This window comes from Escherichia sp. E2661, assembly GCF_004745185.1.
In the GTDB taxonomy this organism is placed as follows: Bacteria; Pseudomonadota; Gammaproteobacteria; order Enterobacterales; family Enterobacteriaceae; genus Escherichia.
The window spans coordinates 195,062-221,399 of record NZ_PDIG01000037.1; the positions used below are offsets into that span (position 1 = coordinate 195,062).

A 26,338-nucleotide genomic window follows, 5' to 3' on the forward strand; every position below is an offset into this window, starting at 1 on the left:
TTCTTCCGCAATTAATGATTACATTGTAATAAATCATATTCTTTATCGATTATTTCAGGCAGTGTTGTGCCGAATTAAGCAAGTGGTTAATTCGTTGTATATTTATTTATACAATGATATCGGTGTTCTGGAATTTAATTAGAGGAATCTATGCGAGGGAAAAAACGCATTGGGTTATTTTTTCTGCTGATAGCGGTTGTGGTTGGTGGCGGCGGGTTATTGCTTGCGCAAAAAGCCTTACATAAACGTCGGATACAGCATTTTGTCTCTCCTGCCACTCGATGAGTAAACCTTTTGAGGAATATCAGGGAACTGTCCACTTTTCGAACCAGAAAGGGATACGTGCGGAATGTGCCGATTGCCATATTCCAAAGTCAGGGATGGATTATTTATTTGCCAAATTAAAAGCATCTAAAGATATTTATCATGAATTTGTTAGCGGCAAAATAGACAGTGACGATAAGTTCGAAGCGCATCGTCAGGAAATGGCCGAAACAGTATGGAAAGAATTAAAAGCAACTGACTCTGCAACGTGCCGTAGTTGCCATTCTTTTGACGCGATGGATATTGCCTCGCAAAGTGAATCTGCGCAGAAAATGCATACCAAAGCGCAAAAGGACGGTGAAACGTGTATCGATTGTCATAAAGGCATTGCCCATTTCCCGCCAGAAATAAAAATGGATGACAACGCGGCGCATGAACTGGAAAGTCAGGCTGCCACTTCTGTGACCAATGGCGCACATATTTATCCTTTCAAACCTTCCCGCATAGGCGAACTGGCCACTGTGAATCCTGGTACCGATCTCACCGTCGTTGATGCCAGTGGCAAACAGCCGATCGTTCTGTTGCAGGGTTATCAAATGCAGGGCAGTGAAAACACGCTCTACCTGGCGGCTGGTCAACGTCTGGCGCTAGCCACATTAAGTGATGAAGGTATCAAGGCGCTAACGGTAAACGGGGAATGGCAGGCTGACGAATACGGTAATCAATGGCGTCAGGCGTCATTACAGGGGGCGCTAATCGATCCCGTATTAGCGGATCGTAAACCGTTATGGCAATACGCTGAAAAACTCGATGACACCTATTGTGCTGGCTGCCATGCGCCTATTGCCGCTGACCATTACACCGTCAATGCCTGGCCCTCTATCGCCAAAGGAATGGGGGCGCGAACCAGCATGAGCGAAAACGAACTGGACATTTTGACGCGGTACTTCCAGTACAACGCCAAAGATATTACCGAAAAACAGTGATCCTCGTAGATCAGGGAGGAAGTTATGACATTAACAAGACGTGAGTTTATTAAACATAGCGGTATTGCTGCCGGGGCGCTGGTGGTGACATCGGCTACGCCGTTACCCGCATGGGCAGAAGAGAAGGGCGGAAAAATCCTCACCGCGGGTCGTTGGGGAGCGATGAACGTAGAAGTGAAGGACGGTAAGATTGTTTCTTCGACAGGCGCGCTGGCGAAGACTATCCCGAACTCGTTACAGTCTACGGCGGCGGATCAGGTACACACTACGGCGCGTATTCAGCATCCGATGGTGAGAAAAAGTTATCTCGACAATCCACTGCAACCGGCAAAAGGTCGTGGCGAAGATACCTATGTACAGGTGAGCTGGGAACAGGCATTAAAACTGATTCATGAGCAACACGATCGCATTCGTAAAGCTAACGGACCATCGGCCATTTTTGCTGGATCTTACGGCTGGCGCTCTTCTGGCGTGTTGCATAAAGCGCAAACCTTACTGCAACGTTATATGAACCTTGCGGGCGGTTATTCCGGGCATAGCGGCGATTATTCAACCGGGGCGGCACAGGTGATCATGCCGCACGTTGTCGGTTCTGTGGAGGTCTATGAACAGCAGACTTCCTGGCCGCTGATTCTGGAAAACAGTCAGGTGGTGGTGTTGTGGGGCATGAACCCGCTGAATACCTTAAAAATTGCCTGGAGCAGTACCGATGAGCAAGGGCTGGAATACTTCCATCAGCTGAAAAAATCGGGCAAACCAGTGATTGCCATCGACCCTATCCGTTCCGAAACCATCGAGTTCTTTGGCGATAACGCGACCTGGATTGCACCAAATATGGGGACCGACGTGGCGCTGATGTTAGGCATCGCGCATACCCTGATGACACAAGGTAAGCACGATAAAGCCTTCCTTGAGAAATACACCACCGGCTATTCGCAGTTTGAAGAGTATCTGACCGGCAAGAATGATAATACGCCGAAGAGCGCGGCCTGGGCGGCAGAAATTACTGGCGTACCGGAAGCGCAGATTGTCAAACTTGCAGAACTGATGGCGGCGAATCGCACGATGCTGATGGCTGGTTGGGGGATCCAACGCCAGCAATACGGTGAACAGAAACACTGGATGCTGGTGACGCTGGCGGCGATGTTAGGGCAAATTGGTACACCGGGCGGCGGTTTTGGATTCTCTTATCATTACTCCAACGGTGGCAACCCGACGCGAGTTGGCGGCGTACTGCCAGAAATGTCTGCGGCGATTGCCGGACAGGCAAGTGAGGAAGCTGATGATGGCGGAATGACCGCGATTCCGGTCGCCCGTATTGTCGATGCGCTGGAAAATCCTGGCGGGAAATATCAGCACAACGGTAAAGAGCAAACGTACCCAAATATCAAAATGATCTGGTGGGCGGGTGGCGGTAACTTTACCCATCACCAGGATACTAATCGTCTGATCAAAGCCTGGCAGAAACCGGAGATGATCGTCGTTTCTGAATGCTACTGGACCGCAGCAGCCAAACACGCAGATATCGTATTACCGATCACCACATCGTTTGAGCGCAATGACCTGACGATGACCGGTGATTACAGCAACCAGCATATTGTGCCGATGAAGCAGGCTGTCGCTCCGCAATTTGAAGCGCGTAACGATTTTGACGTGTTTGCCGATCTTGCGGAATTACTGAAACCTGGCGGAAAAGAGATCTATACCGAAGGTAAAGATGAAATGGCGTGGCTAAAATTTTTCTATGATGCCGCTCAGAAAGGAGCGCGTGCGCAACGCGTGACTATGCCAATGTTTAATGCCTTCTGGCAGCAAAATAAACTGCTTGAAATGCGCCGCAGCGAGAAGAGCGAGCAATATGTTCGCTATGGTGATTTCCGCGCCGATCCGGTGAAAAATGCGCTGGGTACGCCAAGCGGCAAAATTGAAATCTATTCAAAAACGCTGGAAAAATTTGGCTATAAGGATTGCCCGGCACACCCGACCTGGCTGGCTCCTGATGAGTGGAAAGGTACCGCCGACGAGAAGCAGTTACAGCTTCTGACCGCGCATCCGGCACATCGTCTACACAGTCAGCTTAACTATGCGGAGCTGCGTAAAAAATATGCGGTTGCCGATCGTGAGCCGATCACAATTCACACCGAAGATGCAGCTCGCTTTGGTATTGCGAATGGCGATCTGGTGCGCGTCTGGAACAAACGTGGTCAGATCCTGACAGGCGCTGTGGTGACTGACGGGATCAAAAAAGGCGTGGTATGCGTGCATGAAGGTGCATGGCCGGATCTGGAAAATGGTTTGTGTAAAAACGGCAGTGCGAACGTGTTAACGGCGGATATCCCCAGCTCGCAGCTGGCGAATGCCTGTGCCGGTAACTCTGCGTTGGTGTATATCGAAAAATATACGGGCAATGCGCCGAAGTTAACGGCGTTTGATCAGCCAGCTATTCAGGCATAAGAAGTGAATAGCGCCCGGAAACGGGCGCTGAGGTTATGCAAACGTAAAGCTGCCTGATGCGCTATGCTTATCAGGCCTACATAGTCCCTGCAATATATTGAATTAACAAGGTTTTGTAGGCCAGATAAGGCGTTCACGCCGCATCCGGCAGTAATACCAGACCTTTACGGCTTGCGTGCAATCAGCACCGCGCGTTTAGGCGCAGGATAACCTTCTACCGTCTTACCCGGATCATGCGGGTCGAGAAAATCGGCCAGCGATTCGGTGACCATCCACTCGGTACGACGCTGCTCTTCTGTAGTGGTGACGCTCACATCCGCAATGCGAATATCAACAAAACCACACTTCTTCAGCCAGTTTTTCAGTGCCAGGGCCGACGGGATGAAATAAACATTACGCATTTGTGCGTAACGATCGCCTGGTACCAGCACCGTGTTTTCGTCGCCATCAATAACCAGCGTTTCAAGCACCAGTTCACCCTCATTCACCAGTTGATCTTTCAACTGCCAGAGATGCTCCAGCGGTGAACGACGATGATAAAGCACGCCCATCGAAAAGACGGTATCAAAGGCTTTCAGTGCCGGAAGTTGTTCAATCCCTAACGGCAGCAGATGCGCCCGTTGGTCGTTACCTAAAAGTTTACGCACCGCTTCAAACTGGCAGAGGAATAGTTGCGTAGGGTCGATCCCCACCGCAAGGTGTGCGCCTGCGCCAATCATGCGCCACATGTGATAGCCGCTGCCGCAGCCGACATCAAGAATGGTGCGCCCGGTTAAATCAGAAAGATGGGGCAGAACACGATCCCATTTCCAGTCGGAACGCCATTCGGTATCGATGTTGACGCCATACAGTGAGAACGGCCCTTTGCGCCACGGCATCAGGTTGCGCATCAGCGTTTCAATGCGCTTAATCTGCCCAGCGCTCAGTGGTTCTTCGCTTTCTGCCGTCACGCTATGCAGTAAATCAAGACGATACGGTTTAATTTCAGGCAGAAATTCCACCGCGTTGGACCACTGTTTAAACAGACCGTGCTGCTGTTCGCGCTGCCAGCTGGCAATCTGCGCGGGCAGGGTTTCCAGCCAGTGTGAAAGATGATTTTTGGCAATCAGAGAATAAAAGTTACCAAAGTCGATCATGCAGCGTCCTCTGCTTTTAATGCCACCAGTGAACCAAAGTTAAAGCACTGGAACCACAGCTCGCTATGCTCAAAACCGGCTTTATGCAAGCGTGCCTTGTGGGTTTCCACGGAATCGGTCAGCATTACGTTTTCTAACATGCTGCGCTTCTGGCTGATTTCCAGCTCGCTGTAGCCGTTGGCACGTTTAAAATCGTGGTGCATGTTGAACAGCAGTTCACCAACTTTGGCATCTTCGAAACTGAATTTTTCCGAAAGCACCAGCGCGCCACCCGGGTTTAGCCCTTGATAAATTTTATCCAGTAACGCCTGGCGCTCGGAAGGTTCCAGGAATTGCAGGGTAAAATTCAGTACCACCATCGACGCGTTTTCAATGGCAATATCGCGAATATCACCTTCAATAACGTCAACAGGCGTAGGCGCTTTATAGGCGTCAATATGACGACGGCAGCGTTCAATCATTGCCGGGGAGTTGTCGATGGCGATAATTTTACAATTATCATGATGAATGTTGCGACGCACTGAGAGCGTCGCCGCGCCCAAAGAACAGCCCAGATCGTAAATCTGCGTACCCGGTTGAACGAAGCGTTCAGCTAACATACCAATCATGGAAATAATATTGGAGTAGCCGGGAACGGAACGTTGGATCATATCCGGGAAGACTTCAGCTACCCGTTCATCAAAGGTCCAGTCGCCCAGTCTGGCGATAGGAGCAGAAAATAGCGTGTCGCGGTGAGACATAACGTAAAAATCCGGGAAAAAGAAAGTGGCGTATTGTGCGCTAACGCAGGGAGAAAACCAACTCCCAGGGCATATACCAAAGATTCGCCAGCACCATCAGCAATAGCGCACACCAGGTGGCGCTCATACCAGAACGTCGCCAGCGAAACAGACGGTGATGGAAACCGTAATAATGCATCAGGCGACCTGCAAGCAAAACGAGGCCGCAAATATGCACCATCCAGGTTTCAGCACCATTCATTTCCATAAATAGCATCAATACAATCGCGATAGGAATATATTCCACCGCATTGCCATGAATACGAATAGCACTTTGTAGTTCGCTAAAACCGCCGTCGCCATAGGCAACGCGATACTGCATTCGCAGGCGAACAACATCAAAAGAGAACTTCATTAATAACAACGCACTTAAAACGGCATACAGCGCGCTTACCATACAAACTCCCTTTAAAATGGCCGATGGCACTTGTCTATGATAGGTGGCAAATTCAGAAAAGAGAAGATTGCTGTGGAATAGCCGGGACTGCTCCGATCTCTGGAAGCATTTTACGTAAGTCTTCCCACAGGGTATGTACCAGTTCCGGGGCCTGAGCAATATCTGGTGTGTGCAGAAAAAGATAAGGCGTGGTGTTCTGCTGCCACTGCGCTAATTTCTTTAACCAGACCTGAAATAATTCCCTGTTTTGCGCCATATCATCGCTGCCGATAAAACGGATCAGCGGATTTGTCGCCGTTAGTACGGCATGTACCGGAACCTTCGGTTTCTTCCGTTGAGCGTCGCGTATGGCTTCATTATGCGGACGTGCTGCATGAACCGGGCGGCTGTCTAAAATTACCCGATTAACGCCGCGCTGATGTAAACCGCGATTAAGCGTTTGTTCCTCTTCCCCTTTGGCGAAAAACTGCGGATGACGCACTTCCACACCATAATTAAATTCGCCGGGAAGAGAATCGAGAAAATGCCAAAGCGCAGGCAAATCCTGTGGGCCGAAGGTGGCAGGCAGTTGCAGCCAGTATTGCCCAATGCGCGGAGCCAGCGGTGACATACGGGTCAAAAATTCACTGGTTAAATCATCGCAATGACGCAACGCTGCCTGATGCGAAATGGTCGCCGGAAACTTAAAACAGAAGCGGAAGTCATCTGTGGTCTGCTCCCGCCAGCGCAGGACAACCTCGGGTTTCGGCAAGGCGTATAGCGTGGTGTTTCCCTCCACGCAGTTAAAGTAGCGGGCATACTCTTCCAGGCTGGTTATCCCCAGACGCACCCATTTAGGATGCGACCATTGCGGTAGACCGATGTAAATCATAACGCGTTGAGGATCTCTTCCACACTGCGCACACGGGCGATGCGTGGATAGATATGGTTGATGCTGTTATTGTGCTGCTCGGCACTGGCGGCGCTACAGGCATCTTCGGCAATCACCAGATTAAAACCGAGTTCCCAGGCATTGCGGGCGGTGGACTCAACGCCGATATTGGTCGAGATCCCACATAACACTATTGTATCGATACCTCGGCGGCGTAATTGCAACTCCAGATCCGTACCGTAAAACGCACCCCATTGACGTTTGATGATTTCGATATCGCTGTCGGTTGCGCCTAATGCAGCAGGATGTTGCCACCAATTTTCGGGCAACACTTTAGCGGGGGAGGGCGCATCGACCGGCTGTTTTAATGCTTCGGCGTAATCGGCAGACCAGCCAACACGCACCAGAAACACGGGCTGACCGCTCGCGCGAAATTTCGCCGCCAGCTTCCCGGCGCGATTTACCACGTCTTCGGCAGTATGCGGACCACCGGCAAAAGGCAAGATGCCTTCCTGTAAATCAATCACCACTAGCGCTGTGGATTTGGCATTAAGTTCAAGCATGATCACTCCAGATAAAACAAAATCGTGCCTCTCACCTTAATGCGATTAGCCGATGGCGGAACGACAAATTTTGTTAATTTTTATGAGTTCGGGCAACACCTTTATAGCAAACTGGCGTAGAGTCTGAATCCAGGCCCGATATAAAGTGGTAACGAGGCGTTCCAGCGCGGGCCAGGCTCTTACGGTGCGGCAGAATTTCCAGTATAATAGCCGCCTTTTTTCATTCAGTTGTGACATACAGCTAACGCTGCGACTCAGGTCACCTGCACAGCAGGGGACATCCGCCAGCAGCTAAGTTAAGGGATATCTCATGCGTACAGAATATTGTGGACAGCTCCGTTTGTCCCACGTGGGGCAGCAGGTGACTCTGTGTGGTTGGGTCAACCGTCGTCGTGATCTTGGTAGCTTGATCTTCATCGATATGCGCGACCGCGAAGGTATCGTGCAGGTATTTTTCGATCCGGATCGTGCGGACGCGTTAAAGCTGGCCTCTGAACTGCGTAATGAGTTCTGCATTCAGGTCACGGGCACCGTACGTGCGCGTGACGAAAAAAATATCAACCGCGATATGGCGACTGGCGAAATCGAAGTGCTGGCTTCCTCGCTGACCATCATCAACCGCGCAGACGTTCTGCCGCTTGACTCTAACCACGTCAACACCGAAGAAGCGCGTCTGAAATACCGCTACCTCGACCTGCGTCGCCCGGAAATGGCTCAGCGCCTGAAAACCCGCGCTAAAATCACCAGCCTGGTACGTCGTTTTTATGGATGACCACGGCTTCCTCGACATCGAAACTCCGATGCTGACTAAAGCCACGCCGGAAGGCGCGCGTGACTACCTGGTGCCTTCTCGTGTGCACAAAGGTAAATTCTACGCGCTGCCCGCAATCCCCGCAGTTGTTCAAACAGCTGCTGATGATGTCCGGTTTTGACCGCTACTATCAGATCGTTAAATGCTTCCGTGACGAAGACCTGCGCGCTGATCGTCAGCCTGAGTTTACTCAGATCGATGTGGAAACCTCTTTCATGACCGCGCCGCAAGTGCGTGAAGTGATGGAAGCGCTGGTGCGTCATTTGTGGCTGGAAGTGAAAGGCATTGATCTGGGCGATTTCCCGGTAATGACCTTTGCGGAAGCTGAACGCCGTTACGGCTCCGACAAACCGGACCTGCGTAACCCGATGGAACTGACCGACGTTGCCGATCTGCTGAAATCCGTTGAATTCGCGGTATTTGCGGGTCCGGCGAACGATCCGAAAGGCCGTGTTGCCGCTCTGCGTGTTCCGGGTGGCGCATCGCTGACCCGTAAGCAGATCGACGAATACGGTAACTTCGTTAAAATCTACGGTGCGAAAGGTCTGGCTTACATCAAAGTTAACGAACGCGCGAAAGGTCTGGAAGGTATCAACAGCCCGGTAGCGAAGTTCCTTAATGCGGAAATCATCGAAGCCATCCTGGATCGTACTGCCGCGCAGGATGGCGATATGATTTTCTTCGGTGCCGACAACAAGAAAATTGTTGCCGACGCGATGGGCGCACTACGTCTGAAAGTGGGTAAAGACCTTGGCCTGACCGACGAAAGCAAATGGGCACCGCTGTGGGTTATCGACTTCCCGATGTTTGAAGACGACGGTGAAGGCGGCCTGACGGCAATGCACCATCCGTTCACCGCGCCGAAAGACATGACGGCGGCAGAGCTGAAAGCTGCACCGGAAAATGCGGTGGCGAACGCTTACGATATGGTCATCAATGGTTACGAAGTGGGCGGTGGTTCAGTGCGTATCCATAATGGTGATATGCAGCAGACGGTGTTTGGCATTCTGGGGATCACCGAAGAGGAACAGCGCGAAAAATTCGGCTTCCTGCTCGACGCTCTGAAATACGGTACTCCGCCGCACGCAGGTCTGGCATTCGGTCTTGACCGTCTGACCATGCTGCTGACCGGCACCGACAACATCCGTGACGTTATCGCCTTCCCGAAAACCACGGCGGCAGCGTGTCTGATGACTGAAGCACCGAGCTTTGCTAACCCGACTGCACTGGCTGAGCTGAGCATTCAGGTTGTGAAGAAGGCTGAGAATAACTGATATGACTCAAATACACGAAATCATTCGCGTTGCATCGAGGCGGCAACTGAGTGAACTCCCATGAGCATAGATAACTATGTGAATGGGATGAGCGAAGGCAGTCAACGAAGAGGCAGCGTGAAGGATAAAGTGTATAAGCGTCCCGTTTCGATCTTAGTGGTCATCTATGCACAAGATACGAAACGGGTGCTGATGTTGCAGCGGCGTGACGATCCCGATTTCTGGCAGTCGGTAACCGGCAGCGTGGAAGAGGGTGAAACCGCGCCGCAAGCTGCCATGCGCGAAGTAAAGGAAGAGGTCACCATCGATGTTGTCGCTGAACAACTGACCTTAATTGACTGTCAGCGCACGGTAGAGTTTGAAATTTTTTCACATTTACGTCATCGCTATGCGCCGGGCGTGACGCGTAATACAGAATCATGGTTCTGTCTTGCGCTCCCGCACGAGCGTCAGATTGTTTTCACTGAACATCTGGCTTACAAGTGGCTTGATGCGCCTGCTGCGGCGGCGCTTACTAAGTCCTGGAGCAACCGGCAGGCGATTGAACAGTTTGTTATTAACGCTGCCTGAACAGGCAGGGCTATCTGGAGATATTTTTATGGCAGGTCATAGTAAATGGGCCAACACCAGACATCGTAAAGCTGCGCAGGATGCTAAGCGCGGTAAAATCTTCACTAAAATCATTCGTGAGCTGGTAACCGCGGCTAAGCTGGGCGGTGGCGATCCGGACGCTAACCCGCGTCTGCGTGCAGCAATTGATAAAGCACTGTCTAACAACATGACCCGTGACACCCTGAACCGCGCAATTGCACGTGGTGTGGGCGGTGATGATGATGCAAACATGGAAACCATCATCTACGAAGGTTACGGCCCAGGCGGCACGGCAATCATGATTGAATGTCTGTCTGACAACCGCAACCGCACCGTTGCTGAAGTGCGTCACGCATTCAGCAAATGTGGCGGTAACCTCGGTACTGACGGTTCCGTAGCCTATCTGTTCAGCAAAAAAGGCGTGATCTCCTTCGAGAAAGGCGACGAAGACACCATCATGGAAGCAGCACTGGAAGCAGGTGCTGAAGACGTTGTGACCTATGATGACGGCGCAATCGACGTCTACACTGCATGGGAAGAGATGGGTAAAGTACGCGACGCTCTGGAAGCGGCAGGTCTGAAAGCAGACAGCGCAGAAGTTTCCATGATCCCGTCAACCAAAGCCGATATGGATGCAGAAACTGCACCAAAACTGATGCGTCTGATCGATATGCTGGAAGACTGTGACGACGTGCAGGAAGTTTACCATAACGGTGAGATCTCTGATGAGGTTGCAGCGACCCTCTGATGAGGCCGGCTAAACAACAAAACGGAGACGCGTGATGTCTATTATTCTCGGTATTGACCCGGGTTCGCGCGTTACCGGCTACGGTGTTATCCGTCAGGTGGGCAGGCAACTGTCCTACCTGGGTAGCGGATGCATACGCACCAAAGTGGATGATTTACCGTCTCGTCTGAAACTGATCTATGCGGGCGTGACGGAAATCATCACCCAGTTCCAGCCCGATTATTTCGCAATCGAACAAGTCTTTATGGCAAAGAACGCTGACTCTGCCCTGAAACTGGGGCAGGCACGAGGCGTGGCGATTGTGGCAGCGGTGAATCAGGAATTGCCGGTGTTTGAATATGCTGCGCGTCAGGTGAAGCAAACAGTGGTGGGCATTGGTAGCGCCGAAAAAAGCCAGGTGCAGCATATGGTGCGTACCTTGCTGAAATTACCTGCTAATCCACAGGCGGATGCCGCCGATGCGCTGGCGATTGCCATCACCCACTGCCATGTCAGCCAGAATGCGATGCAGATGAGTGAATCGCGGCTGAACCTGGCGAGAGGGCGACTGCGTTAAGTTATACCGCCTCGGTCAGTTCCGGCTGAGGCGTTTCCACTCCCTCCGCATGAATCAACACCAAACCCGGATGATGCCACAAACTGGCTGGCGTGACGGTTTTACGCTCCCACGGAATAGAACCTAGGAACCAGAATTTCCAGAAAGTGAGTTTTGCATTCGGATTGCTATTTAACAATTCTCCAAACGTCTCTATTTCACCCACCGGAATACATAGCGCTTCTTTATAAATATCAAAAACAAATTTTGAACAGAACTGGCGCGAAGATTCGTATTTAAAACCGGTGTGGTAGAGCTTGCGTAGCCGGGAGGGAACCTGTTCAACAATTCGTTGTTTTTGTTGTTCTGTTAGCCCTGCGTCTAATCGCTTTATAGCATAGCGTTGATTAGAAGAACGTTTAATAAAACGGGATAGCGTGGTGATGGTTGAAAGGGGAACCCGGCTTTCTGCAACCAGGAAGTCTTCACCGTTATGACCGATAATGATCCCGACGTGATTACTCCAGCAATTTGATGCTGCTGATATTTGGCCAAATAAGGCAGCACCTATACATGTAAAGACGATATCACCAATTTCATATTCAGCAGGGTAATTAATATTCACGTTGTCATTCCATTGAAATAAATATGAATACACGTAATAACATAAAAAAGTTTATTTTTCAGGAGTCGAAATGTATATTTTTTTACGCATTAACTCACTGAATATGTAATATTCAAATATTTGCTTCCAATATAACCTGTAGAATAAATTATACTGCGCCATTTTTCAGATCATCGGGACGCCTCGCAAGTTTTCTTCATCCTTCGCTGGATATCTATCCAGCATTTTTTTTATCATACAGCATTATCTTTGATTCATTACGCAGGAGCGTCATGTGATAGGCAGACTCAGAGGCATCATCATTGAAAAACAACCCCCGCTGGTGTTAATTGAAGTGGGCGGCGTAGGCTATGAAGTGCATATGCCGATGACCTGTTTTTATGAACTCCCTGAAGCGGGTCAGGAAGCGATCGTTTTCACCCACTTTGTGGTGCGTGAAGACGCGCAGCTGCTGTACGGCTTTAACAATAAGCAAGAGCGCACGTTGTTTAAAGAGTTAATCAAAACCAACGGCGTCGGCCCGAAGTTGGCGCTGGCGATCCTCTCCGGAATGTCAGCACAGCAGTTCGTTAATGCCGTTGAACGTGAAGAAGTGGGAGCACTGGTGAAACTGCCGGGCATTGGTAAAAAAACCGCCGAGCGTTTAATTGTCGAAATGAAAGACCGATTTAAAGGTTTGCACGGCGATCTCTTTACGCCAGCCGCCGATCTGGTGCTCACGTCGCCTGCCAGCCCGGCAACCGATGATGCTGAACAGGAAGCGGTTGCTGCGCTGGTGGCGCTGGGCTATAAACCACAAGAAGCCAGCCGCATGGTGAGCAAAATCGCCCGCCCTGACGCCAGCAGTGAAACATTAATTCGCGAAGCCCTACGCGCCGCGTTATGAGGTAAAGGATGATTGAAGCAGACCGTCTGATTTCTGCCGGTACGACTTTGCCGGAAGATGTAGCAGATCGCGCCATTCGCCCCAAATTACTGGAAGAGTATGTTGGTCAGCCGCAGGTTCGTTCACAGATGGAGATTTTCATCAAAGCAGCGAAACTGCGCGGCGACGCCCTCGATCATCTGTTGATTTTTGGCCCTCCGGGTTTAGGTAAAACCACGCTTGCTAATATTGTCGCCAATGAAATGGGCGTTAATTTACGCACGACTTCCGGTCCGGTGCTGGAAAAAGCAGGCGATTTGGCAGCAATGCTCACTAACCTTGAACCACATGACGTGCTGTTTATTGATGAGATCCACCGTCTTTCACCAGTGGTGGAAGAGGTGTTGTATCCGGCAATGGAAGACTACCAGTTAGATATCATGATTGGTGAAGGTCCGGCTGCACGCTCCATTAAAATTGATTTGCCCCCGTTTACACTGATTGGCGCAACCACGCGCGCAGGTTCGCTGACATCACCGTTGCGCGACCGTTTTGGTATTGTGCAACGTCTGGAGTTTTATCAGGTGCCGGATCTGCAATATATCGTTAGTCGTAGTGCACGCTTTATGGGGCTTGAGATGAGTGATGACGGCGCGCTGGAAGTTGCTCGTCGCGCTCGCGGTACGCCACGCATTGCCAACCGTCTGCTGCGTCGAGTGCGTGATTTCGCCGAAGTGAAGCACGATGGCACCATCTCGGCAGATATCGCCGCCCAGGCGCTGGATATGCTGAATGTCGATGCCGAAGGTTTCGATTATATGGACCGCAAATTGTTGCTGGCGGTAATCGATAAATTCTTTGGTGGGCCTGTAGGTCTGGATAACCTGGCGGCGGCTATTGGCGAAGAACGTGAAACCATTGAGGATGTGCTGGAGCCTTATCTGATTCAGCAAGGCTTTTTGCAGCGTACACCTCGCGGGCGTATGGCGACAGTGCGGGCGTGGAACCACTTCGGCATCACACCGCCAGAAATGCCGTAGGTCGGTTCGGTCGCTCGTGCCGCATCCGACATTGGCAGTGTGCCTGATGCGACGCTGTTCGCGTCTTATCAGGCCTACCCGGTATAGCGAACCGTAGGTCGATAAGGCGCTCGCGCCGCATCCGACACTGGCAATATGCCTGATGCGACGTCGTTCGCGTCTTATCAGGCCTACCTGATATAGCGAACCGTAGGTCATAAGGCGCTCGCGCCGCATCCGACACTGGCAATGTGCTTGATGCGACGTCGTTCGCGTCTTATCCGACAATTGTGTTTAGGTACAAATTAGCTGGCCTGTTTTTTCATCATACTCAAAATAAACAACAGCGCAGCGCACAGCACCACTGACGGACCCGCAGGCGTATCGTAAAACGCTGAAAAAGTTAAACCGCCAGTTACAGCAATCATCCCCACTAAAACGGCGACACCTGCCATCTGTTCCGGCGTACGGGCAAAACGACGTGCAGTAGCAGCCGGAATGATCAGCAGCGAGGTAATAATCAACGCCCCGACAAATTTCATTGCCACACCAATCGTCAATGCTGTTACCAGCATCAACAGCAATTTCACGCGCTGTAATTTCACGCCATCGACAAATGCCAGGTCCGGGCTAATGGTCATCGACAGTAAATTACGCCATTGCCAGAACAGAATTGCCACCACAATGACCACGCCAATGGCGATGGAGATGAGATCTTCCGGCGTCACTGCCAGCAAATCACCGAACAGGTATGCCATCAAGTCAACGCGAATGTTAGACATCAGACTGACAACGACCAGGCCCAGCGACAAGGCACTGTGCGCCATAATTCCCAATAACGTATCGATCGCCAGCTGTGGACGCTTCTCCAGCCATACCAGACCGCCCGCCAGCAGCAGCGTAACGGCAATCACTGCATAGAAGGGATTCACGTCCAGCAACAGACCAAAGGCCACTCCAAGTAAAGACGCATGGGCCAGCGTATCGCCGAAATAAGACATACGACGCCAGACAACAAAAGAACCCAAAGGACCAGCGGCACAGGCCAGCATAATCCCGGCTAACCAACCGGGAAATAATAATTCAATCATGAGCGATCACTTCCCCGACGCAGAACAATTCGCCCCTGTAAATCGTGGCGGTGATTATGATGATGGCGATAAATACCCAGCTGTTCAGCTCCGCGAGGCCCGAACATCGAAATAAATTCCGGATGCAGGGAAACGACTTCTGGTGTGCCAGAACAACAGATGTGATGGTTAAGGCAAAGTACTTCATCGGTTTTTGCCATTACCAGATGCAGATCGTGAGACACCATTAAAACGCCACAGTCCAGTTCGCGACGTAACTGGTCAATAAGGTCATATAACGCCACCTGACCATTCACATCCACGCCCTGGGTGGGTTCGTCCAGAACTAATAACTGGGGTTGATTTAACAATGCGCGCGCGAGTAGTACACGCTGCGTTTCACCGCCAGAGAGCTTTTGCATTGGCGCGTCAATAAGATGCCCAGCCTGAACGCGTTTTAGTGCAGGCAGAATATCTTCCTTATGTGTTCTGGGGCGTAAGCGTAAAAAACGGTTTACGGTCAGTGGCAACGTGGTGTCGAGATACAGCTTCTGCGGCACATAACCAATGCGCAGTTTTCCGTGGCGCTTGATAACTCCTTCATCTGGTGTTACCAGCCCGAGTACAACCCGAACCAATGTCGACTTACCTGCGCCGTTCGGCCCAAGTAAGGTCAAAATTTTACCAGGCTTGAGTTCCAGCGACACATCAGAGAGGACGCGGCGTTGGCCAAATGAAACCGAGACATTTTCCAGGGAAACCAGACTTGTCATGTTAATTTTAGTCTTGCAGTAGTCATGAAATGTTATAATATCACACTTCTTATATTCATTACGATGATTGGTCGCATTATGTTACATAAAAAAACGCTTCTTTTCGCAGCATTATCTGCTGCTCTCTGGGGCAGTGCAACTCAGGTAGCAGAAGCTGCCGTTGTCGCTTCGCTTAAACCTGTTGGATTCATTGCTTCCGCTATTGCTGATGGGGTAACAGAGACGGAGGTGTTACTTCCTGATGGGGCCTCTGAACATGATTATTCACTGCGTCCATCTGATGTAAAACGCTTACAGAACGCGGACTTAGTTGTCTGGGTTGGACCGGAAATGGAAGCGTTTATGCAAAAGCCCGTGAGTAAATTACCCGAGGCGAAGCAGGTAACCATTGCGCAGCTTGAGAGTGTAAAACCGCTGCTGATGAAAAGCATTCACGACGCTGATGATGATCATGACCACGCGGAAAAAAGTGACGAAGATCACCATCACGGCGATTTCAACATGCACGTTTGGCTTTCCCCAGAGATAGCGCGGGCTACAGCGGTTGCAATCCATGGAAAATTAGTGGAACTTATGCCGCAAAGTCGAGCCAAACTTGACGCCAACCTGATGGAATTTGAGGCACAATTAGCTTCAAGTAGGAAACAGGTTGGTAACGAGCTCGCGCCGCTCAAGGGAAAAGGTTATTTCGTTTTTCATGATGCTTACGGCTACTTCGAAAAACAATTCGGACTGACACCGCTTGGTCACTTTACCGTAAACCCTGAGATTCAACCTGGCGCGCAGCGTTTACATCAAATAAGAACACAGTTGGTTGAGCAAAAAGCAACCTGCGTTTTTGCTGAGCCACAGTTCAGGCCTGCGGTCGTTGAAAGCGTCGCACGAGGGACATCCGTTCGTATGGGAACGTTGGATCCCCTTGGGACGAATATCAAACTGGGCAAAACAAGCTATTCAGAATTCCTGAATCAATTAGCTAACCAGTACGCGAGCTGCCTGAAAGGAGATTAATGAGGAAGTGATTACGTGCAACAGATAGCCCGCTCTGTCGCCCTGGCGTTTAATAATTTACCGCGACCACACCGCGTTATGTTGGGGTCGCTCACCGTTCTTACACTGGCCGTCGCTGTCTGGCGGCCTTATGTTTACCACCGAGACGCCTCGCCTATTGTCAAAACCATTGAGCTTGAACAGAACGAAATTCGTTCTCTATTACCTGAGGCCAGTGAGCCGATTGATCAAGCCGCGCAAGAAGATGAAGCCATTCCCCAGGACGAACTCGACGACAAAATCGCTGGTGAAGCTGGCGTTCATGAATATGTCGTTTCTACGGGCGACACGTTAAGTAGCATCCTTAATCAATATGGTATTGAGATGGGTGATATCACCCAACTTGCTGCTGCTGATAAAGATCTGCGTAACCTGAAAATTGGTCAACAACTTTCCTGGACATTAACCGCTGAAGGAGAGTTACAGCGTCTGACCTGGGAAGTGTCTCGCCGCGAAACCCGTACCTATGACCGCACCGCCGCTAATGGTTTTAAAATGACCAGCGAAATGCAGCAAGGGGAGTGGGTTAACAATCTGGTGAAAGGAACCGTTGGGACAAGTTTTGTTGCCAGCGCCAAAAATGCAGGTTTAACCAGTGCTGAAGTGAGCGCGGTGATTAAAGCAATGCAGTGGCAGATGGACTTCCGCAAAGTGAAAAAAGGTGACGAATTTGCGGTATTAATGTCACGTGAGATGCTTGATGGCAAACGTGAACAAAGCCAACTGCTGGGCGTGCGTTTGCGTTCAGAAGGCAAAGATTACTATGCTATTCGCGCTGAAGATGGCAAATTCTACGACCGCAACGGCACTGGCCTGGCGAAAGGGTTCTTACGATTCCCGACGGCAAAACAGTTCCGCATTTCGTCTAACTTTAACCCGCGTCGTCTGAACCCGGTAACCGCTCGCGTTGCGCCGCACAGAGGCGTTGATTTTGCGATGCCGCAGGGTACGCCGGTGCTTTCGGTGGGAGACGGTGAAGTGGTAGTTGCTAAACGCAGTGGCGCCGCTGGTTATTATGTCGCGATTCGTCATGGTCGCAGCTACACCACGCGATATATGCACCTGCGTAAGATTCTGGTTAAACCGGGGCAGAAAGTGAAGCGTGGCGATCGTATCGCGCTTTCCGGTAACACCGGGCGTTCAACTGGGCCACATCTGCATTATGAGGTATGGATTAACCAGCAGGCGGTGAACCCGTTGACAGCGAAACTGCCGCGTACTGAAGGGCTGACCGGTTCAGATCGTACCGATTTCCTGGCGAAGGCCAAGGAGATTGTACCGCAGCTACAGTTTGATTAATTAATACCCATTGGCAGCCGGTACGCAGTCAGTGCCGGCTTTTTTATTTGGTGCGGGGCAAGTTGCGCCGTTACACTACCACCAGATTGATTATTGCCTTATCCGAAACTGGAAAAGCATGGAAACGAAAAAAAATAATAGCGAATATATTCCTGAGTTTGATAAATCCTTTCGTCACCCTCGTTACTGGGGAGCCTGGTTGGGCGTGGCGGCAATGGCCGGTATTGCCTTAACACCAGCGAAATTCCGTGATCCCATTCTTGCGCGGTTGGGGCGTTTTACCGGAAGACTGGGTAAAAGCTCACGTCGTCGGGCGTTGATCAATCTGTCTCTCTGCTTTCCAGAACGTAGCGAAGCCGAACGCGAAGCGATTGTGGATGAGATGTTTGCCACCGCGCCGCAAGCGATGGCAATGATGGCTGAACTGGCGATACGTGGGCCGGAGAAAATCCAGCCTCGCGTCGACTGGCAGGGGCTGGAGATCATCGAAGAGATGCGGCGTAACAACGAAAAAGTGATTTTTCTGGTACCGCACGGCTGGGCAGTTGATATCCCCGCTATGCTGATGGCCTCACAAGGGCAGAAAATGGCAGCGATGTTCCATAATCAGGGCAACCCGGTTTTTGATTATGTCTGGAACACGGTGCGTCGTCGTTTTGGTGGTCGTCTGCACGCGAGAAATGATGGTATTAAACCTTTCATCCAGTCGGTTCGTCAGGGCTACTGGGGCTATTATTTACCGGATCAGGATCATGGACCTGAACACAGCGAATTTGTTGATTTCTTCGCAACGTATAAAGCAACGCTGCCAGCAATTGGTCGCCTGATGAAAGTATGTCGCGCGCGTGTCGTTCCGCTGTTCCCAATCTATGATGGCAAGACCCATCGTCTGACGATTCAGGTTCGTCCACCGATGGATGACCTGTTAGAGGCGGATGACGCTACCATTGCGCGGCGTATGAATGAAGAAGTCGAGATTTTTGTTGGTCCGCGACCAGAGCAGTACACCTGGATTTTAAAATTGCTGAAAACGCGCAAACCGGGCGAAATCCAGCCGTATAAGCGTAAAGATCTTTATCCCATCAAATAAAAAAAGCCTCTCGTGAGGAGAGGCCTTCGCCTGATGATAAGTTCAAGTTTGCTTCAGAAGATTAGAAATCTATTGAATTATCATTGAGCTGTAGGCCGGATGAGGCGTCTTCGCCACATCCGGCAACGTACTTACTCTACCGTTAAAATACGCGTGGTATTCGTCGAACCCACGGTACTCATCACGTCGCCCTGGGTGACAATCACCAGATCACCAGACATCAGGTAGCCTTTATCGCGCAGCAGATTTACTGCTTCGCTGGCAGCAACCACGCCTTCATTTGCACTGTCAAAATAGACCGGCGTAACACCACGATAAAGCGCAGTCAGGTTCAGAGTGCGTTCATGACGAGACATGGCGAAAATCGGCAGACCGGAGCTGATACGGGAAGTCATCAGCGCGGTACGACCGGATTCGGTCATGGTGATGATCGCGGTAACGCCTTTCAGGTGGTTAGCTGCGTACATTGCGGACATCGCGATAGCTTCTTCCACATTGTCGAACTGAACGTCCAGGCGGTGTTTAGACACATTGATGCTCGGGATTTTTTCGGCACCCAGGCAAACACGCGCCATTGCAGCAACGGTTTCAGATGGATACTGACCAGCGGCGGTTTCCGCAGACAACATTACGGCGTCAGTACCATCCAGAACGGCGTTCGCCACGTCCATGACTTCTGCACGCGTCGGCATTGGGTTGGTAATCATCGATTCCATCATCTGGGTAGCAGTAATGACTGCGCGGTTCAGCTGACGCGCGCGACGAATCAGCGCTTTCTGAATCCCAACCAGTTCCGGATCGCCAATCTCTACGCCGAGGTCGCCACGTGCGACCATCACCACGTCAGAAGCGAGGATAATGTCGTCCATTGCATCCTGGCTGCAAACGGCTTCCGCACGTTCAACTTTGGCTACAATTTTCGCATCACAACCTGCATCGCGCGCCAGACGACGAGCATAATTCAGATCTTCGCCGCAGCGTGGGAAAGAGACAGCCAAATAATCTACGCCAATCAATGCCGCAGTTTTAATGTCTGCTTTGTCTTTCTCTGTCAGCGCTTCAGCAGACAGACCGCCACCGAGTTTGTTGATCCCTTTATTATTGGAAAGAGGGCCGCCGACGGTCACTTCGGTGAACACTTTCATGCCCTGAACTTCCAGTACTTTTAACTGTACGCGACCGTCGTCCAGCAGCAGAATGTCGCCAGGCACGACGTCAGCAGGCAGACCTTTATAGTCGATACCGACTTTTTCTTTATCGCCTTCACCTTTGCCCAGGTTGGCATCCAGCAGGAATTTATCCCCAATATTGAGGAAAACCTTACCTTCTTTAAAAGTTGATACGCGAATCTTTGGCCCCTGAAGGTCACCGAGAATAGCCACATGACGACCCAGTTTTGCGGCAATTTCACGAACTTTATCCGCGCGCATTTTATGGTCTTCAGGCGAGCCGTGAGAAAAGTTCATTCGTACGACGTTTGCACCTGCTGCGATGACCTTTTCAAGGTTATTATCGCGATCGGTAGCCGGGCCTAACGTGGTAACGATTTTGGTTCTGCGAAGCCTTCTGGACATGTAATACTCCGTTGACTGAAACAACCAGGTGTTGCTTGAACATGAATTCGCATAAACTAAAACCATTATGGTTGTAATTTAAACACATGCGAATATCGTATAAGGATAGAACAGTGATAATCGATTTAGCGATCGTCACTCAATTTAAGTAACTGCTTATCAAAGCGCGATTCCTTGAGCGCTTCCTTGACCCGCTTCAAGTTATCTCTGAATTTTGTGCCGCGTCGCAAAGTAAATCCTGTTGCCAGCACATCTATCACGGTCAACTGCGCAAGTCGAGACACCATGGGCATATAAATGTCAGTATCTTCAGGTACGTCGAGGGTAATTGCCAGCGTTGCTTCCCGGGCGAGTGGCGTACCGGCGGAGGTGAGGGCAATTACCATCGCGTCGTTTTCCCGTGCTAACTGCGCCAGTTCAACCAGATTTTTGGTTCTTCCGGTGTGAGAAATCAGCACAACCACGTCTCCGTCGCTACAATTCATACAACTCATGCGTTGCAACACAATATCGTCGGAGTAAACCACTGGAACATTAAAGCGAAAAAACTTATTCATCGCATCGTGGGCGACGGCGGCAGAAGAGCCCAGACCGAAAAAGGCGATTTTTTGGCCTGAGTCAGGAGATCGACGGCACGGTTGACGGCAGATTTGTCCAGCGAGTGACGGACGTGATCGAGCGTGGCCATTGCCGACTCAAATATTTTCCCCGTGTATGATTCAACGCTGTCATCTTCATTAACGTTGCGATTAACATAGGGCGTGCCATTTGCCAGGCTTTGTGCCAGATGGAGTTTAAAATCAGGAAAACCGCGGGTGTCCATGCTGCGACAGAAACGATTCACCGTTGGTTCGCTAACATTGGCCTCAAGTGCCAGAGCAGCAATACTCGAATGGATCGCGTTATCAGGCGAAGCAAGAATGACCTCGGCGACTTTTCGTTCTGATTTGCTCAAATGTTCCAGTTGAGACTGGATTTTTTCCAGCATATTCATGATGTAAAGAGACTCACGGTAATGACGATTTCCACACTGAAAGAAATCGAAATGCAGTTTGGTCTGATATTACGCCTGTGTGTCGTATTAATGACAAAAGCGGATAAAAAAGTTGTCATTTTTTTTCATAACATGATCAGGGTCAGATTTTTACCCAATGGAAAACGATGATTTTTTTATCAGTTTTGCCGCACTTTGCGCGCTTTTGCCGTAATCGCACGGGTGGATAAGCGTTTACAGTTTTCGCAAGCTCGTAAAAGCAGTACAGTGCACCGTAAGAAAATTACAAGTATACCCAGGCTTAAGTACCGGGTTAGTTAACTTAAGGAGAATGACATGGCGGTAACGCAAACAGCCCAGGCTTGTGACCTGGTCATTTTCGGCGCGAAAGGCGACCTTGCGCGTCGTAAATTGCTGCCTTCCCTGTATCAACTGGAAAAAGCCGGTCAGCTCAACCCGGATACCCGTATTATCGGCGTAGGGCGTGCTGACTGGGATAAAGCGGCATATACCAAAGTAGTCCGCGAAGCGCTGGAAACCTTCATGAAAGAAACTATTGATGAAGGTTTATGGGACACCCTGAGTGCACGTCTGGATTTTTGTAATCTCGATGTCAATGACACCGCTGCATTCAGCCGTCTTGGTGCGATGCTGGATCAAAAAAATCGTATCACCATTAACTACTTTGCCATGCCGCCAGGCACTTTTGGCGCAATCTGCAAAGGGCTTGGTGAGGCGAAACTTAACGGCAAACCGGCGCGCGTGGTGATGGAAAAACCGCTGGGGACGTCGCTGGCGACCTCGCAGGAAATCAATGATCAGGTCGGTGAATATTTCGAGGAGTGCCAGGTATACCGTATCGACCATTACCTTGGTAAAGAAACGGTGCTGAACCTGTTGGCGCTGCGTTTTGCTAACTCCCTGTTTGTGAACAACTGGGACAACCGCACTATTGATCATGTTGAGATTACCGTGGCAGAAGAAGTGGGGATCGAAGGGCGCTGGGGCTATTTTGATAAAGCCGGTCAGATGCGCGACATGATCCAGAACCACCTGCTACAAATTCTCTGCATGATTGCGATGTCTCCGCCGTCTGATCTGAGCGCAGACAGCATCCGCGATGAAAAAGTGAAAGTACTGAAGTCTCTGCGCCGCATTGACCGCTCCAACGTACGCGAAAAAACCGTACGCGGGCAATACACTGCGGGCTTCGCCCAGGGCAAAAAAGTTCCGGGTTACCTGGAAGAAGAGGGCGCGAACAAAAGCAGTAACACGGAAACCTTCGTGGCTATCCGTGTCGATATCGACAACTGGCGCTGGGCTGGCGTACCGTTCTACCTGCGTACCGGTAAACGTTTGCCGACCAAATGCTCTGAAGTGGTGGTCTATTTTAAAACGCCAGAGCTCAATCTGTTTAAAGAGTCGTGGCAGGACCTGCCGCAGAACAAACTGACTATCCGTCTGCAACCTGATGAAGGCGTGGATATTCAAGTGTTGAACAAGGTTCCTGGTCTTGATCACAAACATAACCTGCAAATCACCAAGCTGGATCTGAGCTATTCAGAAACCTTTAATCAGACGCATCTGGCAGATGCTTATGAACGTCTGCTGCTGGAAACCATGCGCGGTATTCAGGCGCTGTTTGTACGTCGTGATGAAGTGGAAGAAGCCTGGAAATGGGTGGACTCCATTACTGAAGCATGGGCGATGGATAACGATGCGCCGAAACCGTATCAGGCCGGAACCTGGGGACCGGTTGCTTCGGTGGCGATGATTACCCGTGATGGCCGTTCCTGGAATGAGTTTGAGTAATATCTGCACTCATCCTTTATGGTTATTTTACCGGTAACATGATCTTGCACAGATTGTAGAACAATTTTTACACTTTCAGGCCTCGTGCGGATTCACCCACGAGGCTTTTTTTATTACACTGACTGAAACGTTTTTTGCCCTATGAGCTCCGGTTACAGGCGTTTCAATCATAATATCCATGTATGAAACGCGTTGTGAATCATCCTGCTCTGACAACTCAATTTCAGGAGCCTTTATGAATCCACAATTGTTACGCGTAACAAATCAAATCATTGAACGTTCGCGCGAGACTCGCTCTGCTTACCTCGCCCGGATCGAACAAGCGAAAACTTCGACCGTTCATCGTTCGCAGTTGGCATGCGGTAACTTGGCTCACGGTTTCGCCGCTTGCCAGCCAGAAGACAAAGCCTCCCTGAAAAGCATGTTGCGTAACAATATCGCTATCATCACCTCCTACAACGACATGCTCTCCGCCCACCAGCCTTATGAACATTATCCCGAGATCATTCGTAAAGCACTGCATGAAGCTAATGCGGTTGGGCAGGTTGCGGGTGGTGTTCCGGCGATGTGTGATGGTGTCACCCAGGGGCAGGATGGTATGGAACTGTCGCTGTTAAGTCGCGAAGTCATTGCGATGTCTGCGGCTGTGGGGCTGTCCCATAACATGTTTGATGGCGCGTTGTTCCTCGGCGTGTGCGATAAGATTGTCCCTGGGCTGACGATGTCAGCGCTGTCGTTCGGTCATCTGCCTGCGGTATTTGTGCCGTCAGGTCCGATGGCAAGCGGGTTGCCAAATAAAGAAAAAAGTGCGTATTCGCCAGCTTTATGCCGAAGGGAAGGTGGATCGAATGGCACTGCTGGAGTCAGAGGCTGCGTCTTATCATGCCCCTGGTACATGTACTTTCTACGGTACTGCCAACACCAACCAGATGGTGGTGGAGTTTATGGGGATGCAGTTGCCGGGCTCTTCTTTTGTTCATCCAGACTCCCCGTTACGTGATGCATTAACCGCAGCCGCTGCGCGCCAGGTTACACGCATGACCGGTAACGGCAATGAATGGATGCCGATCGGTAAGATGATCGACGAGAAAGTGGTGGTGAACGGTATTGTTGCACTGCTGGCGACCGGTGGTTCTACTAACCACACCATGCACCTGGTGGCGATGGCGCGTGCAGCCGGTATTCAGATTAACTGGGATGACTTCTCTGACCTTTCTGATGTCGTACCTCTGATGGCGCGTTTGTATCCAAACGGTCCGGCCGATATTAACCACTTCCAGGCGGCGGGTGGTGTACCGGTTCTGGTGCGTGAACTGCTCAAGGCGGGCCTGTTGCATGAAGATGTCAATACGGTGGCGGGCTTTGGTCTTTCGCGCTATACCCTCGAACCATGGCTGAATAACGGCGAGCTGGACTGGCGCGAAGGTGCAGACAAATCGCTCGACAGCAATGTGATTGCTTCCTTTGAACAACCTTTCTCGCATCATGGCGGGACAAAAGTGTTAAGCGGCAACCTGGGCCGTGCCGTCATGAAAACCTCTGCAGTGCCGGTTGAAAACCAGGTGATTGAAGCGCCTGCTGTTGTTTTCGAGAGCCAGCATGACGTTATGCCTGCTTTTGAAGCAGGTATGCTGGACCGTGATTGTGTGGTTGTTGTCCGCCATCAGGGGCCAAAAGCGAACGGAATGCCAGAATTACATAAACTCATGCCGCCACTTGGTGTATTATTGGACCGGCGTTTCAAAATTGCGTTAGTTACCGATGGACGACTCTCTGGTGCTTCAGGTAAAGTGCCGTCAGCTATCCACGTAACACCAGAAGCCTACGATGGTGGGCTGCTGGCAAAAGTGCGCGATGGGGACATCATTCGTGTGAATGGACAGACAGGCGAACTGACGCTGCTGGTAGACGAAGCTGAACTGGCTGCTCGCGAACCGCACATTCCTGACCTGAGCGCGTCACGCGTGGGAACAGGACGTGAATTATTCAGCGCCTTGCGCGAAAAACTGTCCGGTGCCGAACAGGGCGCAACCTGTATCACTTTTTAAGACGACAAAATTTGTAATCAGGCGAGAGAAAACTCTGATGAAAAACTGGAAAACAAGTGCAGAATCAATCCTGACCACCGGCCCGGTTGTACCGGTTATCGTGGTAAATAAACTGGAACACGCGGTGCCAATGGCAAAAGCGTTGGTTGCTGGTGGGGTGCGCGTTCTGGAAGTGACTCTGCGTACGGCGTGTGCAGTTGATGCTATCCGCGCTATCGCCAAAGAAGTGCCGGAAGCGATTGTCGGTGCCGGTACGGTGCTGAATCCGCAGCAACTGGCAGAAGTGACTGAAGCAGGAGCACAGTTCGCAATCAGCCCAGGACTGACTGAACCACTGCTGAAAGCGGCGACAGAAGGGACTATTCCTCTGATTCCAGGTATCAGCACTGTTTCCGAACTGATGCTGGGTATGGACTACGGCCTGAAAGAGTTCAAATTCTTCCCGGCAGAAGCTAATGGCGGCGTGAAAGCACTGCAGGCAATTGCGGGTCCGTTCTCTCAGGTTCGTTTCTGCCCGACTGGCGGTATTTCTCCGGCTAACTACCGTGATTACCTGGCGCTGAAAAGCGTACTGTGCATTGGTGGTTCCTGGCTGGTTCCGGCAGATGCGCTGGAAGCGGGCGATTACGAGCGCATTACTAAGCTGGCGCGTGAAGCAGTAGAAGGCGCGAAGCTGTAACAGTCAAAATGCCCGATCGTGGATCGGGCAT

General features: G+C 50.8%; 20 protein-coding genes and 4 pseudogenes. 14 read left to right on the top strand and 10 right to left on the bottom strand.

The features are described from left to right. Positions 1-150 precede the first annotated feature (150 nt). Together CRI63_RS20020 and torZ are read left to right on the top strand one after the other, a co-directional pair. Positions 151-1,250, top strand: a pseudogene (locus CRI63_RS20020) (NapC/NirT family cytochrome c). Positions 1,251-1,274: 24 nt separating this feature from the next. Further along, positions 1,275-3,704, top strand: coding sequence for a trimethylamine N-oxide reductase TorZ (gene torZ, locus CRI63_RS20025; RefSeq protein ID WP_135520557.1), 2,430 nt, complete (start codon positions 1,275-1,277; stop codon positions 3,702-3,704). 164 nt (positions 3,705-3,868) lie between these two features. Here torZ and cmoB read toward each other — a convergent pair whose 3' ends face one another. From cmoB to CRI63_RS20050, 5 genes are read right to left on the bottom strand one after another with little or no spacing between them, the layout of a single operon-like run. Further along, positions 3,869-4,840 (bottom strand): tRNA 5-methoxyuridine(34)/uridine 5-oxyacetic acid(34) synthase CmoB, encoded by a 972-nt coding sequence (gene cmoB, locus CRI63_RS20030; RefSeq protein WP_000564757.1) that lies wholly within the window; start codon positions 4,838-4,840, stop codon positions 3,869-3,871. Next, a complete protein-coding gene (gene cmoA, locus CRI63_RS20035) occupies positions 4,837-5,580 on the bottom strand; it encodes a carboxy-S-adenosyl-L-methionine synthase CmoA (RefSeq protein ID WP_130208500.1) in 744 nt (247 codons plus the stop codon). The genes cmoB and cmoA overlap by 4 nt, the downstream gene beginning before the upstream one ends. Positions 5,581-5,620: 40 nt before the next feature. Beyond that, positions 5,621-6,016 carry an MAPEG family protein gene (locus CRI63_RS20040; protein ID WP_130218694.1) on the bottom strand — a complete coding sequence of 132 codons (396 nt, stop codon included), beginning with the start codon at positions 6,014-6,016 and terminating at the stop codon, positions 5,621-5,623. Between the two features lie 52 nt (positions 6,017-6,068). Continuing rightward, positions 6,069-6,887: a DUF72 domain-containing protein gene (locus tag CRI63_RS20045; protein WP_135520559.1), complete on the bottom strand. Its 819-nt coding sequence runs from the start codon at positions 6,885-6,887 to the stop codon at positions 6,069-6,071. Further along, on the bottom strand, positions 6,884-7,450 hold the full coding sequence (locus CRI63_RS20050) for a hydrolase (RefSeq protein WP_130218698.1): 567 nt from the start codon (positions 7,448-7,450) through the stop codon (positions 6,884-6,886). Before CRI63_RS20050 ends, CRI63_RS20045 begins: the two co-directional genes overlap by 4 nt. Before the next feature lie 310 nt (positions 7,451-7,760). On the opposite strand from CRI63_RS20050, the pseudogene aspS reads away from it, so the two are divergent. The 4 genes and pseudogenes from aspS (at position 7,761) to ruvC (ending at position 11,430) form a co-directional block, all read left to right on the top strand. Next, positions 7,761-9,535: pseudogene (gene aspS, locus CRI63_RS20060) on the top strand (aspartate--tRNA ligase). A gap of 117 nt (positions 9,536-9,652) precedes the next feature. Then, entirely contained in the window at positions 9,653-10,105 is a 453-nt protein-coding gene (gene nudB / locus CRI63_RS20065) for a dihydroneopterin triphosphate diphosphatase (RefSeq protein ID WP_001300367.1), read from the top strand. A gap of 28 nt (positions 10,106-10,133) precedes the next feature. Beyond that, positions 10,134-10,874 (top strand): YebC/PmpR family DNA-binding transcriptional regulator, encoded by a 741-nt coding sequence (locus CRI63_RS20070; RefSeq protein ID WP_000907234.1) that lies wholly within the window; start codon positions 10,134-10,136, stop codon positions 10,872-10,874. 34 nt (positions 10,875-10,908) lie between these two features. Then, on the top strand, positions 10,909-11,430 hold the full coding sequence (gene ruvC, locus CRI63_RS20075; protein ID WP_010350951.1) for a crossover junction endodeoxyribonuclease RuvC: 522 nt from the start codon (positions 10,909-10,911) through the stop codon (positions 11,428-11,430). 1 nt (position 11,431) lies between these two features. On the opposite strand, the gene CRI63_RS20080 is transcribed toward ruvC, so the two are convergent. Beyond that, positions 11,432-12,034: a YebB family permuted papain-like enzyme gene (locus CRI63_RS20080; protein WP_001024929.1), complete on the bottom strand. Its 603-nt coding sequence runs from the start codon at positions 12,032-12,034 to the stop codon at positions 11,432-11,434. Positions 12,035-12,308: 274 nt separating this feature from the next. Between CRI63_RS20080 and ruvA the strand changes: the two genes are divergently transcribed. Together ruvA and ruvB are read left to right on the top strand one after the other, a co-directional pair. After that, positions 12,309-12,920 (top strand): Holliday junction branch migration protein RuvA, encoded by a 612-nt coding sequence (ruvA, locus tag CRI63_RS20085; protein WP_000580323.1) that lies wholly within the window; start codon positions 12,309-12,311, stop codon positions 12,918-12,920. Positions 12,921-12,928: 8 nt separating this feature from the next. Continuing rightward, positions 12,929-13,939, top strand: a complete 1,011-nt coding sequence (gene ruvB / locus CRI63_RS20090) for a Holliday junction branch migration DNA helicase RuvB (RefSeq protein ID WP_000568522.1) — start codon at positions 12,929-12,931, stop codon at positions 13,937-13,939. A 284-nt stretch (positions 13,940-14,223) separates the two neighbouring features. Here ruvB and znuB read toward each other — a convergent pair whose 3' ends face one another. Both znuB and znuC read right to left on the bottom strand, forming a co-directional pair. After that, positions 14,224-15,009 (bottom strand): zinc ABC transporter permease subunit ZnuB, encoded by a 786-nt coding sequence (znuB, locus tag CRI63_RS20095; protein ID WP_130208494.1) that lies wholly within the window; start codon positions 15,007-15,009, stop codon positions 14,224-14,226. Continuing rightward, positions 15,006-15,761 carry a zinc ABC transporter ATP-binding protein ZnuC gene (gene znuC / locus CRI63_RS20100; protein ID WP_130208493.1) on the bottom strand — a complete coding sequence of 252 codons (756 nt, stop codon included), beginning with the start codon at positions 15,759-15,761 and terminating at the stop codon, positions 15,006-15,008. Before znuC ends, znuB begins: the two co-directional genes overlap by 4 nt. Positions 15,762-15,839: 78 nt before the next feature. Here znuC and znuA point away from each other — a divergent pair, with 78 nt between their 5' ends. The 3 genes from znuA (at position 15,840) to lpxM (ending at position 19,200) form a co-directional block, all read left to right on the top strand. After that, the gene (gene znuA, locus CRI63_RS20105; RefSeq protein ID WP_074399578.1) at positions 15,840-16,772 is read left to right on the top strand and encodes a zinc ABC transporter substrate-binding protein ZnuA; all 933 of its coding nucleotides are present in this window, start codon (positions 15,840-15,842) and stop codon (positions 16,770-16,772) included. 15 nt (positions 16,773-16,787) lie between these two features. Further along, on the top strand, positions 16,788-18,110 hold the full coding sequence (mepM, locus tag CRI63_RS20110; protein ID WP_130218704.1) for a murein DD-endopeptidase MepM: 1,323 nt from the start codon (positions 16,788-16,790) through the stop codon (positions 18,108-18,110). Between the two features lie 118 nt (positions 18,111-18,228). Next, positions 18,229-19,200: a lauroyl-Kdo(2)-lipid IV(A) myristoyltransferase gene (gene lpxM, locus CRI63_RS20115; RefSeq protein ID WP_135520561.1), complete on the top strand. Its 972-nt coding sequence runs from the start codon at positions 18,229-18,231 to the stop codon at positions 19,198-19,200. Between the two features lie 131 nt (positions 19,201-19,331). On the opposite strand, the gene pyk is transcribed toward lpxM, so the two are convergent. Together pyk and hexR are read right to left on the bottom strand one after the other, a co-directional pair. After that, positions 19,332-20,774, bottom strand: coding sequence for a pyruvate kinase (gene pyk, locus CRI63_RS20120; protein ID WP_130223539.1), 1,443 nt, complete (start codon positions 20,772-20,774; stop codon positions 19,332-19,334). 125 nt (positions 20,775-20,899) lie between these two features. Next, positions 20,900-21,768, bottom strand: a pseudogene (gene hexR / locus CRI63_RS20125) (DNA-binding transcriptional regulator HexR). A gap of 336 nt (positions 21,769-22,104) precedes the next feature. Here hexR and zwf point away from each other — a divergent pair. The 3 genes and pseudogenes from zwf to kdgA all read left to right on the top strand — a co-directional run bounded on the left by zwf (position 22,105) and on the right by kdgA (position 26,307). Then, a complete protein-coding gene (zwf, locus tag CRI63_RS20130; protein ID WP_130208489.1) occupies positions 22,105-23,580 on the top strand; it encodes a glucose-6-phosphate dehydrogenase in 1,476 nt (491 codons plus the stop codon). Positions 23,581-23,815: 235 nt separating this feature from the next. Next, positions 23,816-25,628 (top strand): annotated as a pseudogene (gene edd, locus CRI63_RS20135) (phosphogluconate dehydratase). A 37-nt stretch (positions 25,629-25,665) separates the two neighbouring features. After that, positions 25,666-26,307 (top strand): bifunctional 4-hydroxy-2-oxoglutarate aldolase/2-dehydro-3-deoxy-phosphogluconate aldolase, encoded by a 642-nt coding sequence (gene kdgA / locus CRI63_RS20140; protein WP_130257657.1) that lies wholly within the window; start codon positions 25,666-25,668, stop codon positions 26,305-26,307. Positions 26,308-26,338: the final 31 nt, after the last annotated feature.